This window comes from Pseudomonas batumici, from assembly GCF_036585405.1.
GTDB lineage: Bacteria > Pseudomonadota > Gammaproteobacteria > Pseudomonadales > Pseudomonadaceae > Aquipseudomonas > Aquipseudomonas batumici.
In genome coordinates this window covers 407,471-426,057 of the sequence record NZ_CP144470.1, presented here as the reverse complement: position 1 = coordinate 426,057, position 18,587 = coordinate 407,471, and the positions used below count along the sequence as shown (strand labels likewise).

The following is an 18,587-nucleotide window of genomic DNA, read 5'->3' as shown; positions in this document are numbered from 1 at the left end:
TCGATCAGTTGACGGAACGCGCTCGGGGTCTGGTTGAGCACCGTCACCCCGGCGCTGCACAACAGTTTGTAGCAGTGCTCGGGGGATCGGCTGACCAGTTGCGGCACGATCAGCAGACGCCCGCCGTGCAGCAGCGCCCCCCAGATTTCCCAGACCGAGAAGTCGAAGGCGAACGAGTGGAACAGCGCCCAGACATCCTGCTCATTGAAGCCGAACCATTCTTCGGTAGCCGAGAACAGCCGCGCAACGTTGCGATGCTCGACCATCACGCCTTTGGGCAGGCCGGTGGAACCAGAGGTGTAGATGACATAGGCCAGATGCGCGGCCGTCAGCCCCGGCACCTGCGGATTCTGGACGGATTCGTCCTGCAGATCCGCACCGTCGAGATTGATGACGGGCACCTGCACCGTCGGCAAGGCTTCCTGCACCGAGTGCTGGCTGAGCAACGCCACCGGGGCGCTGTCGCCGAGGGTGTAGGCCAGACGCTCGCGGGGATAGGCCGGGTCCAGCGGCACATAACCGGCGCCGGACTTGAGAATGCCCAGCAGGCCAATGATCATCGCCGGGCCGCGCTCGACGCAGATCGCCACCCGATCGTCCGGGCGCACACCCAGGGCCAGCAGGCGATGGGCAACCTGATTGGCACGGGCGTTGAGTTCGCCGTAGCTCAGGCTTTCATCCTGATACACCAGCGCCACGGCCTCCGGCCGCTCGGCGGCACGGGCTTCGAATTGCTGATGGATCAATGCATCGGCGGCATAGGCCTTGCCTGACTGGTTCCAGCCTTCGAGCAACTGCTCGCGTTCATCGTCCGGCAGGATCGACAGGCTGTTCAGCGCGGCCTGCGGCCGGTGTTCCAATGCGTCCACCAGGCTCGCCAGGGCAGCCTGCATATAACCGCCAACCCGCTTGGCACCGATCTGCCCCACGGCCTGGATGTTGAGCATAAAGTCGTCGCCCAGGTCATCGACGTTCAGGCACAACGGATAGTTGGTCCGCTCCTCCATGCTCAGGGTCTGGATGCCCTGCCAGGCCGACAACGTTTCGGACGAGGCTACACCGCCGGTGCTATGGCGATAGTTCAGCAAGCTGCTGAACAGCGGCAACGAACTCGCTACACCACTGCAACGCTGGGCCAGGGACAACGAGGCATGCTCGTGCCCGAGCAGGGCCGACAGCCGCCCATGGGTCGCCTTGACCCCGGCCAGTGCGCCCTGGGCACCGACGCTCAGGCGCAGTGGCAAGGTATTGATAAACATGCCCAGGGCCCGGTCGCTACCCTCGCCGCCTTGCATCCGGCCCATCAGCACGGTGCCGAAGACCACTTCCTCACGGCCCGACACCCGGCCCACCACCTGGGCCCAGGCCAGGTGCACCAGGCTCGCGGCGCTGACCCCCAGTTGCCGCGCACGGCTGCGCAGCCGCCGGCTCAGGCCGCTGTCCAGCAGTTGGTGGATTTCGTCGACACCGCTGCCGTCACCCTGCACGTCCTGGATGCCGTAAGGCAGCGTCGGCTCGTCGATATCGCCAAGCAGCTCGCGGAAAAACCCTTCATGTTCCTGCTGGCTGACCCCCAGGCGTGCCTGGGCCACGTGGTTGCGATACGGCACCGGCGCCGGCAATTGCCCGCCCAGTCCTTGCAGGCAGGCCTGCATTTCCTGCACCACCACCTCCAGTGCGGTGTGGTCCAGGGCAATGTGATGGAACAACAACATCCCGACCCAGCGCTGGTTGGCCATGTCCTGCGCGTAGGCAATGCGCATCAGCGGCGCCTGGCCGATATCCAGGCGGTAATGGCGCGGGTCGAAGCGCTCGTGCAGGTGTTCCAGCACGTCACCCGCAGCCGGATCGACCGTCACCTCTTCCAGACCCAGTTGCGCAGTGCGCCAGACCACCTGCACCGGCTGGTCCAGTCCCTCCCAGACCACGCTGGTACGCAGGATGTCATGGCGCTCGACCACGCTCTGCAAGGCCTGGGCGAAACCACCCAGGCGCTCGCGATTGTCGAAGGCGAACAGCATCTGCAGGACATAGGGATCACCCTCATGGGCCGCCAGGTGGTGATAAAGAATCCCTTCCTGCAACGGCGCCAGGGCGTAGATATCCTGCACATTGGCCACACCGCCCGGCACGCTGGCCACGATGCGATCGATGGCCGCCTGGTCCAGATCGGCCAGGGGCAGCATGTCCGGGGTAATACGTTCACAGCCCGGGACGATCAGGTTGTCCGGCACCCACACGTCCTGGTGCCCGCCCACCGCCGCGGCCAAGGCCGCCAGGGTCGGCTGGCTGAACAGCACCCGCACATCGGCAGCCAGGCCGACCTGGCGCATGCGCTCGATCAACTTCACCGCCAGCAACGAATGCCCGCCCAGTTCGAAGAAGTGGTCATGGCGACCCACCTGCGGCAGTTGCAGCAAGGACTCCCAGATCTGCGCGATGGCGATTTCCACCACACCTTCGGGTGCCGCGTAGTCACGCCGCACCAGGGCCTGCGCATCCGGCGCCGGCAGCGCCTTGCGATTCAGCTTGCCGTTGGTGGTCAGCGGGAAGGCTTCCAGGGCCACGAAGGCACTCGGCACCATGTAGTCGGCCAGGGACAGCAACAGCTGGGCACGCAGCTCGGCGGCCACCACTTCCCGGCCCGGCGCGGCGATCACATAGGCCACCAGGCGCTTATCACCCGGCTCGTCCTCGCGGGCCAGCACCACTGCTTCGCGGACACCTTCGCAAGCCGCCAGCGCCGCTTCGATCTCACCCAGTTCGATACGGAAGCCGCGGATCTTCACCTGGTCGTCGTTGCGGCCCAGGTAATCGAGGCTGCCATCGGCCAACCAGCGACCCAGGTCGCCGGTCTTGTACAACCGCGCCTGGGGATCCTTGCTGAACGGGTTCGGCAGGAAACGCTCGGCGGTCAGTTCGGCACGGTTCAGATAGCCCCGTGCAACCCCGGCACCGCCGACATACAGCTCGCCGACCACGCCCACCGGTACCGGCTCGCGGCGGCTGTCGAGTACATACAACTGCAAGTCGGGAATGCGTACACCGATAGGGCTGACGCCCGCCCGCAGCGCATCCGCCGCCACCAATGGGCAGTAGGTCACATGCACCGTGGTTTCCGTAATGCCGTACATGTTCACCAGTTGGGTGCCGGCGTTGGCCACCCGGGCGTACCACGGCTTGAGAATCCCGGTCTCCAGGGCTTCGCCACCGAAAATCACCTGGCGCAGGGAATGCCGCAGATCACTCTCGCCCTGGGCGTTGAGCAACTGGCGGAACGCGCTCGGGGTCTGGTTGAGTACCGTCACCCCGGCGTTGCACAGCAGTGCGTAGCAGTCTTGCGGCGAGCGGCTGACCAACTGCGGCACCACCAGCAAACGCCCGCCGTGCAGCAACGCGCCCCAGATTTCCCAGACCGAGAAGTCGAAGGCGAACGAGTGGAACAAGGCCCAGACATCCTGCTCATTGAATTCGAACCAGCTCTGGGTCGCCGAGAACAGCCGCGCGACATTGCGGTGCTCGACCATCACACCCTTGGGCAGGCCGGTTGAGCCGGAGGTATAGATGACATAGGCCAGGTGATGCGGGCTGAGTCCGCTCACCCGTGGATTGCTGCTCGACTGGGCCTGCAGCGCCGGGCTGCGCAGATCGACCCGGGGGCCGTCGAAGGTGCCCAGCAGCGCCAGGCCAGCGGCATCGGCCAACACCGCCACCGGGGCGCTGTCCTGCAACTGGTAGGCGATACGCTCGGCCGGATAGGCCGGATCGATCGGCACATAACCGGCACCGGACTTGAGGATACCCAGCAGGCCGACAATCATCTCCAGGCCACGCTCGACACAGATCGCCACCCGGTCATCCGGACGCACACCCAACCCCAGCAAGTGATGGGCCACCTGGTTGGCACGGGCATTCAGTTCGCCGTAGGTCAGCGTGCGCTCTTCATATTGCAGCGCCACAGCCTCCGGTTGCGCCACCACCCAGGCTTCGAAAGTGCGGTGAATCAAGGTGTCATCGGCGTACAGCGCATGGGGGGTGTTCCAGCTTTCCAGCAATTGCTGGCGCTCGCCCGGCGGCAGGATATTGACCGCGCCCAGCGCCGTGTCCGGTGCCTGCTCCAGGGCCTGCACCAGGTTTTCCAGGGCGCAGTGCATATAACCGCAGACCCGCTCGGCACCGATCCGCCCTTCGGCCATGACGGTCAGGTTGAAACCTTCGCCCAGATCGTCCACCGACAGGGTCAGCGGGTAGTTGGTGCGCTCTTCGCCGTCCAGCGCCTGGATGCCTTCCCAGGCGGCCAGCGCCTGGTCGGTCACGCTGGTATCGCCGATCTGCCGATAGTTGAGCAAGGAACTGAACAGCGGCGTCGAAGCGGCCACGCCGCTGCAGCGTTGTGCCAGCACCAGCGACGCATGTTCGTGGGCCAGCAGCCCGCTGAGTCGGGCATGGGTGGCCTTGAGACCGCTGCGCACGCCCTGCTCGCCCAGTGCCACCCGCAGCGGCAAGGTGTTGATGAACATGCCCAGGGCCCGATCGGCCCCGGCGCCGCCTTGCAGGCGACCGAGCAAGACGGTGCCGAAGACCACGTCGTCCTTGTCCGACACCACGCCCAGTACACGCCCCCAGGCCAGGTGATAGAGGCTCGCGGCACTCACCCCGAGCTGACGGGCCTGCAAGCGCAGGCGCCGGCTCAGGTCGTCGTCCACACGTTGGCGCACCTCCTCGATCGCATGACCGTCACCCTGCACATCCTGCAGGCCGAACGGCAGCGTCGGTTCCTCGATATCGCCGAGCATGTCGCGGAAGAACGCTTCGTGTTCCTCGCGGCTGACACCCAGCCAGGCCTGGGCCACGTAGTTGCGATAAGGTACGGACGGCGGCAGCTCGGCCTGGCGGTCGAGCATATGCGCCTCGATTTCGCCGCAGAGAATGCGCAGCGAAGTGGCGTCATCCACCAGGTGATGGAACAGCAGCATGCCGACCCAGCGGTTGTTCGCAGGGTCCTGGGCATAACCGATGCGCATCATCGGCGCTTGGCGGATATCCAGGCGGGTATGGCGTGGATCGAGGCGTTCACGCAGTTGTTCGACGATTTCACCGTTCGCCGGGTCCAGCTCCAGCTGTTCAAGACCCAGGGTCGCTTCGCGCCAGACCACTTGCACTGGAGCATCGAGGCTTTCCCAGAATACCGAGGTACGCAGGATATCGTGCCTCGCCACCACGCCTTGCAGGGCCTGGGCAAAGCTGTGCAGACGTTCGAGACTGTCAAAGGCGAACATCGCATATTGCAGGTACGGGTCACCCTGGGCTGCAGCCAGGTGGTGATACAAAATCCCCTCCTGCAACGGCGCCAGCGCATAGATATCCTGCACATTGGCCAGGCCACCGGGCACACCGGCAACCACGCGGTCGATATCGTCCTGGGTCAGGGACACCAGCGGCAGCATGTCCGGGGTGATGCGTTCACAGCCTTCGGGGATGAGGTTGGCCGGGACTTCGACCTCATGCTTGCCGCCCACTGCGGCCGCCAGGGCAGACAGGGTCGGCTGGCCGAACAGCACCCGCACGTCGGCACTGAGATCGACCTGGCGCATGCGCTCGATCAGCTTCACCGCCAGCAGCGAGTGGCCGCCCAGTTCGAAGAAGTGGTCATGACGACCGACCTGCTCCAGTTGCAACAGGTCCTGCCAGATCCGCGCAATGGCGATCTCGGTGTCACCTTCAGGGGCCTCGTAGCCACGGCTGGCCACCGCCGAGCGATCAGGGGCCGGCAGGGCCTTGCGATCGAGCTTGCCGTTGGCGGTCAGCGGGAAGCTTTCCAGGCTGACAAAGGCGCTTGGTAGCATGTATTCGGCCAGGGACTGGCGCAGTTGCTCGCGCAGTTGCGCGGCGTCCAGCTCAACATCCGTTGCGCCTATGACATAGGCCACCAGGCGCTTGTCGCCGGGTTCGTCCTCGCGCACCAGCACCAGCGCATCCCGCACGCCCTCACAAGCAGCCAGCTGCGCTTCGATTTCGCCCAGTTCGATCCGGAAACCGCGAATCTTCACCTGCTCGTCGTTACGACCGAAGTATTCCAGGCTGCCGTCGGCCAGCCAGCGGCCGAGGTCACCGGTGCGATACATGCGGGCGTTCGCCTCGGCGCTGAACGGGTTGTCGAGGAAACGCTCGGCGCTCAGTTCGGCGCGGTTCAGGTAGCCCCGGGCAACCCCGGCACCACCGACATACAGCTCGCCGACCACACCCACCGGTACCGGCTCGCGACGGTCGTCGAGCACATAGAGTTGCAGGTCGGGAATACGCTTGCCGATCGGGCTGGCGCCCAGGCGTTGGGCATCTTCGGCCTGCAACGGGTAATAGGTCACGTGCACCGTGGTTTCGGTGATGCCGTACATATTCACCAGTTGCGTGCCGCTATTCAGTTCCCGGGCGTACCAGGGCTTGAGCATCGCAGTGTCCAACGCCTCACCGCCGAAAATCACCTGGCGCAGGGAATGCGGCTGGCCGTTTTCGCCCTGGGCCGCGATCAGTTGCCGGAATGCGCTCGGGGTCTGGTTGAGGACCGTGACCCCGGCGCTGCACAGCAGCTTGTAGCAATCCTCAGGCGAACGGCTGACCAGTTGCGGCACGATCAGCAAACGTCCGCCGTGCAGCAGCGCGCCCCAGATTTCCCAGACCGAGAAGTCGAAGGCGAACGAGTGGAACAGCGCCCAGACATCCTGCTCATTGAAGCCGAACCAGTCCTCGGTAGCCGAGAACAGCCGCGCGACGTTGCGATGCTCGACCATCACCCCTTTGGGCAGGCCGGTGGAACCGGAGGTGTAGATCACATAGGCCAGGCTGGACGGCGTCAGCCCCGACACCTGCGGATTGCGCACGGATTCGTCCTGCAGATCCGCATCGTCGAGATTGATGACCGGCACCTGCACCGCCGGCAAGGCTTCCTGCACCGAGTGCTGGCTGAGCAAGGCCACCGGAGCGCTGTCACCGAGGGTGTAGGCCAGGCGCTCGCGGGGATAGGCCGGGTCCAGCGGTACATAACCGGCGCCGGACTTGAGGATGCCCAGCAGGCCAATGATCATCGCCGGGCCGCGCTCGACGCAGATCGCCACCCGATCGTCCGGGCGCACGCCCAGGGCCAGCAGGCGATGGGCAACCTGGTTGGCCCGGGCGTTGAGTTCGCCGTAGCTCAGGCTGTGCTCCTGATACACCAGCGCCACGGCCTCCGGCCGCTCTTCGGCACGGGCTTCGAATTGCTGATGGATCAATGCATCGGCGGCATAGGCTTTGCCTGACTGGTTCCAGTCTTCGAGCAACTGCTCACGCTCGGCCGGCGGCACTATCGACAGCGCATGCAACGGCGTCTGTGGCGCCTGTTCCAGGGCCTGGACCACCCCGTCCAGGGCCGTCTGCAAGTAACCGCAAAGACGCTGCGCACCAATGCTCGCGGCCACCAGCGTGGTGAAGTAGAAACCGTCGCCCAGATCGTCGACGTTGACGGTCAACGGGTAGTTGGTCCGCTCTTCGCCCACCAGAGCCTGCATGCCTTGCCAGGCGCTCTGGCCTTGCTCGGTCACCACCGTGCTGCTGTGGCGGTAGTTGAGCAACGCGCTGAACAGCGGTGCCGGTGCGACCACGCCGCTGCAACGCTGGGCCAAGGCCAGGGAGGCGTGTTCATGCCCGAGCAAGGCGGTCAGCCGCGCATGGGTCGCCTTGACCCCGTCACGGACTTCCCGTTCACCCAGGTCAACCCGCAGCGGCAAGGTATTGATAAACATCCCCAGGGCCCGTTCGGCGCCCTCGCCGGCCTGCATCCGGCCGAACAGCACGGTACCGAACACCACCTGGTCACGCCCGCTGACTTGCCCCAACACCTGGGCAAACGCCAGGTGCACCAGGCTCGCGGCACTGACCCCGAACTGACGGGCCTGGACCCGCAGACGCTGGCTCAAACCGGCGTCCAGGGCCAGGTGGGCCTGTTCGATGGCATGGCCGTCGCCCTGCACATCCTGCAGGCCGAACGGCAGCGTCGGCTCGTCGATATCGCCGAGCATTTCCTTGAAGAACGCCTCGTGGGCCTGCTCGCTGACCCCCAGGCGGGCCTGGGCGACATAATTGCGATAGGGCACGGAGACGCCCAGTTGATCGGTCTGGCCCAGCAGCCAGGCCTGCATTTCCTGCTTCACCTGGTCCAACGCGGTGTGGTCGAGGACCATATGGTGGAACAGCAAGGTCGCCAGCCAGCGCTGGTTGGCCGTGTCCAGGGCGAAGACCAGGCGCAACATCGGCGCCTGACGGACATCCAGGCGCACCTGGCGTGGATCGAAAAGCGCCTGCAACTGCTCGGCGATATCGCCGACGCGAGGATCCAGATGGACTTCCTCGATGCTCAACTCGGCACGGCGCCAGACCACCTGCAACGGCTCGTCGAGGCTTTCCCAGTGCATGGAGGTACGCAGGATGTCATGCCGGTCGATAACCGCTTGCAGCGCCTGGGCGAAATCGTTCAGGCGGGCGCGGCTGTCAAAGGCGAACTGCGATTGCAGCACATAGGGGTCGCCCTGCTCGGCGCTCAGGTGGTGGTAGAGAATACCTTCCTGCAACGGCGCCAGCGGGTAGATGTCCTGCACATTCGCCGCGCCACCGGGCACCGTGGCCACGACGCGGTCGATAGTGGCCTGGTCCAGGCTGATCAGCGGCAGCATGTCCGGGGTGATGCGCTGGCAGTCCGCGGCAATCGCGTTGGCCGGAACCGCCAGGTCGCTGACCGCGCCCACGGACGCCGCCAGGGAGGCAATGGTCGGTTGGCCGAACAGCACGCGGACATCCGCCGCCAGGCCGACCTGGCGCATGCGCCCGATCAGGTTGACCGCCAGCAGCGAGTGACCGCCGAGTTCGAAGAAATGGTCATGCCGGCCGACGCGTTCAACCTTAAGCACATCGGCCCAGAGCCGCGCCAGGGTAATTTCGATATCGCCCTGGGGCGCTTCGTAGTCACGGCTGACCAGCGCTGCCAGATCCGGCGCCGGCAGTGCCCGACGGTCGATCTTGCCGTTGGCGGTCAGCGGGAAGCTGTCCAGGGCGACATAAGCCGACGGCACCATGTAGTCCGGCAGTTGCGTTTGCAGGTAGGCACGCAGGGTTTCGATTTCCAGCGTGGTGTCGGCCGAGCTGTAATAGGCCACCAGGCGCTTGTCGCCGGGGTGGTCTTCACGGGCCAGGACCACGGCCTCCTGAATCTGCGGATGGCTGGCCAGGCGGGTTTCGATTTCCCCCAGCTCGATACGCAGGCCTCGGATCTTCACCTGGTCGTCGTTACGCCCCAGGTAGTCGAGATTGCCGTCGGCCAGCCAGCGCGCCAGGTCGCCGGTCTTGTACATCCGCGCCTCGGGCTCGCCGCTGAACGGGTCCTTGAGGAAGCGCTCGGCGGTCAGTGCCGCGCGGTTCAGGTAACCGCGGGCCACGCTCGCGCCACCGATATAGAGTTCGCCGGGCACACCCATCGGCACCGGACGCAGTTGTTCGTCGAGCAGATAGACCCGGGTATTGGCCACCGGCTTGCCGATATGCAGCGTCACGGCGTGTTCGTCGATCAGCCCGGAGGTCGCCACCACCGTGGTTTCGGTCGGGCCGTAGTTGTTGATCAGGGCAAAACGCTGGTCCTGGGGGAACTGCCGCAGGCGGTCGCCACCGATCAGCAGGGTACGCAACGTCGGGTGCTGCAACGACTGGCTGAAGGCATATTCGGCAATCGGCGTCGGCAGGAAACTGACGTCCAGAGGCTGGGCCAGCCACCAGGCCAGCAGACCGTCGACATCTTCACTGCCGGCCTTGGCCGGCGGCAGGTGCAAGGTGGCGCCGACACACAGCGCCGGCCAGACTTCCCAGGCCATCGCGTCGAAGCCGAAGCCGGCGACACTGGAGGTCTGGCTGCCCGCTTCCAGGGCGAACGCCCGGCAGTGCCAGCTCACCAGGTTGGACAGCTGACGGTGCTCGACCATCACGCCCTTCGGCTCACCGGTGGAGCCCGAGGTGTAGATCACATAAGCCAGGCTGGACGGGGTCAGCGCGGCGATATCCAGGTTGCTGTCCGGCTGTGCGTCGACACCTGCGGCGCTGCGGGATTCGGCGTCGAGCAGCAGTACCGGCACATCCGCCGTTGAAAGACGTTCACGCAGGTCGGCCTGGGTCAGCAGCACCCGTGGGGCGCTGTCGCGCAACAGGTAGGCCAGGCGTTCCGCCGGATGAGACGGATCGATCGGCACATAACCGGCGCCGGACTTGAGGATCGCCACCAGGCCGACCAGCATGTCGAGGCTGCGCCGGGCGCTGATAGCGACGCGGTCATCAGGTTGTACGCCAAGGCCGCGCAGATGATGGGCCAGTTGGTTGGCCTGACGATTCAGCTCGGCATAGCTCAGGCTTTGGCCTTCGTGGACCACCGCGAGCGCGTCAGGGGTCGCGAGAACCTGGGCTTCGAACTGCCGGGCAATGGTCAGGTCGACGGGATAAGGCGCGGAACTGCGGTTGAAACCTTCGAGCAATTGCTGCTGTTCGGCGACCGGAACTACCGACAGCGCGGACAGCGGCGTCAGCGGCGCCTGCTCCAGGGCATCAGCCAGATTGACCAGGGCCGTGTGCATGTAGTCGCAGATCCGTTGCGCGCCGATCGCCTCCGGAGCCAGGACACTCAGGGCGAAATCTTCACCCAGGTCATCCACCGACAGGGTCAGTGGGTAGTTGCTGCGCTCCTCGCTGCCGAGGATCTCAATGCCTTGCCAGGCCTGCACGGCCTGTTCGGAAACACTGTCCGAGGCACTGTGCCGGTAGTTGAGCAGGCCGCTGAACAGCGGCGTCGGCGCGGCCACGCCGCTGCAACGCTGGGCCAGAGCCAGGGAGGCATATTCATGGCCGAGCAGCGCGGTCAGCCGCGCGTGGGTCGCCTTGACCCCGGCGCGCACACCCTCCTCACCCACGGCAACCCGCAGCGGCAAGGTGTTGATAAACATCCCCAGCGCCCGTTCGGAGCCTTCGCCGCCCTGCATCCGGCCCATCAGCACGGTGCCGAAGACCACGTCCGACTTGCCCGACAGAGCCCCCATCACCCGCGCCCAGGCCAGGTGGTGCAGGCTGGCGGCACTCACCCCCAACTGCCGGGCACGGGTTCTCAGGCGCAGGCTCAAGGTCGACGCCAGGACCTGCGAGGCTTCCTCGATCTGCTGGCCTTCACCCTGCACCTCGCGCAGGCCGAACGGTAGCGTGGGTTCGTCGACATCCCCCAGCATGTCGCGGAAAAACACCTCGTGTTCCTCGCGGCTCAGACCCAGGCGCGCCTGGGCCACATAGTTGCGGTACGGCACCGGGCTGCCGAGCTGCTCGGACTGCCCCAGCAGGTACGCCTGGATTTCATGGCGGACGACCTCCAGGGTCGTATGGTCCAGGGCCATATGATGGAAGCGCAACATCGCCACCCAGCGCTGCTGGGCTTCATCCCGGGCAAACACCAGTTGCATCAACGGTGCGCGGCTCACGTCCAGGCGCGAGTGACGGCTGTCGAAACGTTCCTTGAGCTGGCTCGCCACGTCACCGGCACCCGAGTCGAGTTCCACGGCTTCGCAGTGCAGCCGGGCCTGGCGCCAGACCACCTGGACCGGTTCGTCCAGGCCTTGCCAAAGCACAGCCGTGCGCAGGGTGTCATGACGGTCGATGACCTGTTGCAGCGCTTGGGCAAAATCGTCCAGCCGCTGACGCTCCTGCACCGTGAACATCATGTGCAGGACATAGGGATCACCGGCCACGGCTGACAGATGATGATAGAGGATGCCTTCCTGCAACGGCGCCAGCGGGTAGATATCCTGCACGTTCGCCACACCACCCGGCACGCTGGCGACAATACGGTCGATGGCGGCCTGGTCGAGATCGGCCAGCGGCAGCATATCCGGGGTGATACGTTCGCAACCCTCGGCAATCCGGTTGGCCGGCACGCTGATTTCACGGCCCCCGCCCACGGCGGCGGCCAGCGCGGCCAGGGTCGGCTGGCCGAACAGCACCTGGACATCGGCACTCAGGCCGGCCTGGCGCATGCGGCCAATCAGGCTGACCGCCAGCAACGAATGGCCACCCAGTTCGAAGAAGTGATCATGGCGTCCGACCTGCTCGACCTTGAGCAAGTCGGCCCAGATCTGCGCCAAGGCGATTTCGGTTTCGCCCTGGGGCGCCTCGTAGCCACGACGGACCAATGCGTCGCTGTCCGGTGCCGGCAGGGCCTTGCGGTCGAGCTTGCCGTTAGGGGTCAGGGGCAGCTTGTCCAACGCTACGTAGATGGCCGGGACCATGTACTCCGGCAATTTTTCCTGCAGATGGCGGCGCAGGCTGTCGATATCCACCGAGGTGTGCTCGGCAGACAAGGTGTAATAAGCCACCAGGCGTTTATCGCCCGGGATGTCTTCACGAGCGGTGACCACCGCCTCGTGAACCGCTGGGTGTTTGGCCAGACGGGCATCGATCTCGCCCAGTTCGATACGGAAACCGCGAATCTTCACCTGGTCGTCGTTACGGCCCAGGTATTCGATATTGCCATCTGGCAGATAGCGGCCCAGGTCTCCGGTGCGGTACATACGGGCATTTGGCGTGGTTGCGAACGGATCCTGGAGGAAGCGTTCGGCGGTCAGGTCGTCGCGGTTCAGGTAGCCTCGGGCTACACCGGCGCCGCCGATGTAGATTTCACCCGGTACGCCCAACGGAACGGGCTGTTGCTGCTCGTCCAGCAGGTAGAACTGGGTGTTGCCGACTGGCTTGCCGATATGGGGCGCGAAGCCGTCTTCGCGGTCCATCGACACCCAGCTTGAGTAGGTGGTGGTTTCCGACGGGCCGTAGAGGTTGCACAAGCGCTGGACGCCGGTTTTCTCGAACAGGGTTTCCACCAGGCTGCGCTTCAGGGCTTCACCCGCCACGTTGACCGTGTGCACCGACTCAGGAAGGCCGTCGACTTCCAGCAGGGCCTTGAGGGCTGACGGAACGGTGTTGATCAGGCCGATATCGTGGTCGCCGTATTGCAATTCCAGGACGTTTTTCACCACGTCGATGCTGCCGCCACAGGTCAGTGGCGCGAAGCACTCGTAGACCGCCAGGTCGAAGTTCAGCGATGTCGAGAACAAGGTCTTGTTCAACGCCGAACCACCGAAAGCGGCGTGAGCCCAGGTCAGGAAGTTCACCGTGTTTCGGTGTTCGATCATCACGCCCTTGGGCAGACCGGTGGAGCCCGAGGTGTAGATCAGATAAGCCAGATGTGCCGAAGTCAGGCCCGGCACCTCTGGATTCTGGACGGATTCGTCCTGCCAAGTGTCTTGATCGAGATTGATCACAGGCACTGACACGCCCGCCAACAAATCGCAGGTTGCGGTCTGTGCCAGCACCGCCGCCGGAGCGCTGTCCTGCAGCATGTAGGCAATCCGTTCCGCCGGATAAGCCGGGTCCAACGGCACATAACCGCCACCCGCCTTGAGAATCGCCAGCAGACCCACAACCGTCTCGGCCCCGCGCTCAACGCAGATCCCCACCCGCGAATCCAGCTGCACACCCTGTTTACGCAGGGCATGCGCCAAACGGTTGGCCTGCTCGTTAAGCTCGCGATAGCTCAAGCGCCGCTCGCCATGTACCACCGCCAAGGCCTCCGGCGTACGCTGCACCTGCGCCTCGAACAACCCATGAATCGTCTGCGCCTGCGGATAATCCAGCTCCGTCGCGTTGAACCCCACCAGCAATTGCTCGCGCTCACCAGCCGGCAGGATCGACAGGCCTTGCAATGACGCTTGCGGCGTCTGCTCCAGAGCCTCCACCAAATGCTCCAGCGCCGTGTTCATATAACCGCAGACCCGCTGCGCACCAATCGACGATGCCACCAGGGCAGTCAGGTTGAAGCCATCACCCAGATCATCGACGTTCAGCGTCAGCGGATAGTTGGTCCGCTCTTCACCACTCAGGACATGGATACCGTGCCAGGCCTGCACGGCCTGCTCGGAAACACTTCCGGCAGCGCTATGCCGGTAGTTGAGCAAGGCGCTGAACAGTGGCATCGGCGCGGCCACGCCGCTGCAACGCTGGGCCAGGGCCAGGGACGCATGTTCGTGCCCCAGCAAAGCGGTCAGTCGCGCGTGGGTCGCCTTGACCCCGGCGCGCACGCCCTGCCCGCCCACGGCAACCCGCAGCGGCAAGGTATTGATAAACATCCCCAACGCTCGATCGGCACCCTCGCCGCCCTGCATCCGGCCCATCAACACGGTGCCGAACACCACATCGCGGCGGCCCGAAACCTTGCCCAGCACCTGGGCCCAGGCCAGGTGCACGAGGCTGGCAACACTCACCCCCAGTTGCCGGGCCTGAGCCCGCAGGCGTTGGTCCAACTGCGCGTCCAGCGCCTGGACCGCTTCCTCGATATCGCTGCCATCGCCCTGCACATCCTGCAAACCGAACGGCAGGGTCGGCTCCTCCACCTCACCGAGCATGTCGCGGAAAAACGCTTCGTGATCGGCCGGGCTGACACCCAGGCGCGCCTGGGCCACATAGTTGCGATATGGCACCGGCGTCGGCAAGGCCTCGGCCTCACCGAGCAGCCAGGCCTGCATTTCATGCTGCACCACCTCCATCGCCATATGGTCCAGGGCCATGTGATGGAACAACAGCATCGCGGTGATCCGCTGGTTGAGCGGATCTTCGGCATAGGCCAGGCGCATCAGCGGCGCCTCGCTCACGTCCAGGCGGTAGTGACGCGGGTCGAAACGGCTGTGCAGTTGCGCACCGATATCGCCGGCGGCCGGGTCGAGTTCAAGCGCATCAAGGTGTAGGCGCGCCTGGCGCCAGACCACCTGCACCGGCGAATCCAGACCTTCCCAGACCACGCTGGTACGCAAAATGTCGTGGCGGTCGATCACTATCTGCAAGGCCTGGACAAAGGACTCCAGGCGCTCGCGGTCGTCAAAGGCGAACTGGCTCTGCAACACGTAGGGGTCGCCGTCCCGAGCCGCCAGGTGGTGATAGAGAATCCCCTCCTGCAACGGCGCCAGCGGGTAGATATCCTGCACATTGGCAGTACCGCCCGGCACCGTCGCCACCACCAGGTCGATCTGTGCCTGGGTCAGGTTGGCCAGCGGCAGCAGGTCCGGGGTGATCTGCTCACAACCGTCGACAATCAGGTTGGCCGGCACGCGGACTTCACGACCGCTACCGACGGCAGCGGCCAGCGCGGCCAGGGTCGGCTGGCTGAACAGCACGCGCACGTCGGCACTCAGGCCCAACTGACGCATGCGCTCGATCAGGCTCACGGCCAGCAGCGAGTGCCCGCCCAGTTCGAAGAAGTGATCGTGACGCCCAACCCGCTCGACTTTCAGCAACTCGGACCACAGCCGCGCCAGGGTGATTTCCAGCTCGCCCTCGGGGGCCTGGAACTCACGACTGGCATAAGCGTCGGCGTCGGGTGCCGGCAAGGCGCGGCGATCGAGCTTACCGTTGGCCGTCAACGGGAACGATTCGAGGACGACGAAGGCACTGGGCACCATGTATTCGGCCAGGGAGGCCGCCAGTTCGCGGCGCAGATCCGGTACCGACAAGTCGCTCTCGTCCTCGCCAACCAGGTAGGCCACCAGACGCTTGTGTCCGGGTTCGTCCTGACGGGCCAGCACCACCGCCTCGCGCACGCCCGCACAAGCGGCCAGGCGCGCTTCGATCTCGCCCAGTTCGATACGGAAACCACGAACCTTCACCTGGTCGTCGTTACGCCCGAGGTACTCGACAACCCCGTCCGCGGTCCAGCGAGCGAGGTCGCCGGTGCGATACAACAGGGCTCCCGCCTCGTCGCTGAACGGGTCGGCGACGAATTGCGTGGCGTTCAGTTCCGGGCGGTTCAAGTAACCCTTGGCCACACCCTGCCCGCCGATATACAGCTCACCGGCCACGCCCACCGCCACCGGTTGGCGCAAGGCATCGAGCACATAGACCTGGCTGTTGCCGATTGGCCGGCCAATGGGAATACCGCCATTGCCGACCGAGGTAATCTCGTAGGTCGTGGAAAAGGTGGTGGCTTCGGTCGGGCCGTAGCCGTTGAGCAGATGCTCCGGAGCCCCCTCTTCCAGCACCCGGGCAATCACCGCCGGGTCGAGCACATCGCCGCCGACGATCAGGTAGCGCAGTTGGGCGAAAGCCTCCATCAGGCCGTCGGCATATTGATGGAACAGCCCGGCGGTCATCCACAGCACGCTGACCGACTGCGCCAGCAGCAGCGCACGGAACTCGTCCAGGGACAGCAATACCGACTGCTCCACCACAACCACGCAACCGCCATTGAGCAGTGGCGCCCAGACATCCAGGGTGCTGGCGTCGAAGGCCGGGTTGGAGGCGAAAGCCACGCGGTCGCCGGCATTGAAATCGGCATAACCGTTGTTGATCACCAGGCGGCTGACGGCCCGGTGCGGCACCAGTACCCCTTTGGGCGTACCGGTGGAGCCGGAGGTGTACATGATATAGGCCACCGACTCGGCGGACGCGGCCAGTGCCGGATTCGGTACGTCGGCGTCCAGCTCCAGGGTGTCCAGATCGACTCGCTGGATCCCCTCGGGCACCACGCTGTCGCTCAGGGTCAATACCTGACGCGCCGCGCTGTCGTGCAGCATGAATGCCTGGCGTTCCGCCGGCGCATTGATATCCAGCGGCACATAGGCCGCGCCGCATTTGATAATCGCCAGTTGGCCGGCCAGCAGGTCGAAGGAGCGCTCCAGCAACAGCGCCACCCGCTCGCCCGGCTGTACGCCGAGGCCGATCAGGTGTCGGGCCAGGCCATTGGCCCGGCTGTTGAGTTGCCGATAGGTCAGGCTCCGGCCATCCTGGACGGCGGCCACTGCGTCGGGCCGCGCCACCACTTGTTGTTCGAACAGTGCCTGCAGGCTGCTGTGTCGCGGATAGTCGCGTGTCGTGGCATTGAAGCCGTGCAGCACTTGCCGGCGCTCAGCCGGTGGAAGGATTTCCAGGTGCTGCAAGGGTGTTTGTGGCTGCTGTTCCAGGGCCTCGATCAGGGCGCCGAGGGCGGCCAGCATATAGTCGCCGACGCGCTCTGCACCGATCTCCACCAGGGCCTGGACCGCCAGGCTGAACGCTTCGCCCAGGTCGTCCACCGACAGGGTGATCGGGTAGGTGCTTTGTTCTTCACCACCAAGGCTGTGCAAACCGGACCAGGCCTTCACGGTCTCGGCCGAAGCCACCGACTCGGGGCTGCTGTGGCGGTAGTTGAGCAGCGAACTGAACAAGGGCGCCGGCGCGGCCACGCCGCTGCAACGCTGGGCCAGGGCCAGGGAGGCGTGCTCGTGGCCGAGCAAGGCGGTCAGGCGCGCGTGGGTGGTCTTGACCCCTTCACGGACCCCGTGCCCCTCGAGTTTCACCCGCAACGGCAAGGTGTTGATAAACATGCCCAGGGCGCGGTCGGCGCCCTCGCCGCCCTGCATCCGGCCCATCAGCACGGTGCCGAAGACCACGTCCGACTTGCCCGAAACGGCGCCCACCACCCGCGCCCAGGCCAGGTGGTGCAGGCTCGCGGCGCTGACCCCCAGCTGCCGGGCCTGGGCCCGCAGGCGCAGGCTCAACGCGGTGTCGACCGGCACACGGACCTCTTCGATCAGCGGATCGCTGCCCGGGGTTTCGACCACGCCAAACGGCAGCGTCGGTTCATCGACGTCCGCCAGCATGTCGCGGAAGAACCCCTCATGGGCATCGGCCCCGGCACCGAGCCGGACCTGCGCCACATAGTTGCGATACGGCACTGCCTCGGGCAAGGCATGGCCTTCGCCGAGCAGGTAGGCCTGCATCTCGTACTGCACCAGCTCCAGCGCGGCATGGTCGATGGCGATGTGATGGAACAACAGGATCGCCACCCAACGCGCATTGGCCCGGTCCTCGGCGCAGACCAGGCGCATCAGCGGCGCCTGGCGCAGGTCGAGGCGGTAATGCCGGGAATCGTAGCGTTCGCGCAGCTGGGTTTCTATATCACCGTCGGCGGCCGCCAGTTCCAGCTCATCCACCGCCAGCGTGGCTTCGCGCAATACCACCTGCACCGGTTCGTCGAGGCCTTCCCAGACCATGGCGGTGCGCAGGATATCGTGGCGCTCGATCACCGCTTGCAGGGCCTGGGCGAAATCGTCGAGGCGCTCGCGGCTATCGGCACCGAACAGCGCCCGCAACACATAGGGGTCGCCCTGCCCGGCGGCCAGGTGATGGTAGAGAATCCCTTCCTGCAGGGGCGCCAGCGGGTAGATATCCTGGACATTGCCGGCGCCACCGGGCACCGCGTCGACGATGCGGTCGATCGCGGCCTGGCTGAGGTTGGCCAGCGGCAGCATGTCCGCGGTAATGCGGAAGGCCGGGCTCAGCCAGTCACCGCCGTTTCGAGCCACCAGCTTGAGCAGTTCCGCCTTGTGCACGCCCAGACTGTCGAGTACGGCGCTGTCAAGGCCCTCGTCGTCACCGAGAATCACCAGATCGTCTTCTTCCTGTTGAAGACGGATCGCGTGCGTGGAAAGAACTGCCATCAATTCGCTGAAGTGCAT

The 18,587-nt window shown here is 65.3% G+C and carries 1 protein-coding gene (cut by a window edge); it reads right to left on the bottom strand.

Annotation, left to right across the window (positions count from 1 at the left end):
- On the bottom strand, positions 1 to 18,587 hold the 5' portion of the coding sequence (locus NUH87_RS01600) for a non-ribosomal peptide synthase/polyketide synthase (protein ID WP_338524413.1). 12,376 nt of this gene lie to the left of the window's left edge; the window shows 18,587 of its 30,963 coding nt (coding positions 1-18,587); it begins with the start codon at positions 18,585 to 18,587; its stop codon lies beyond the left edge, outside the window.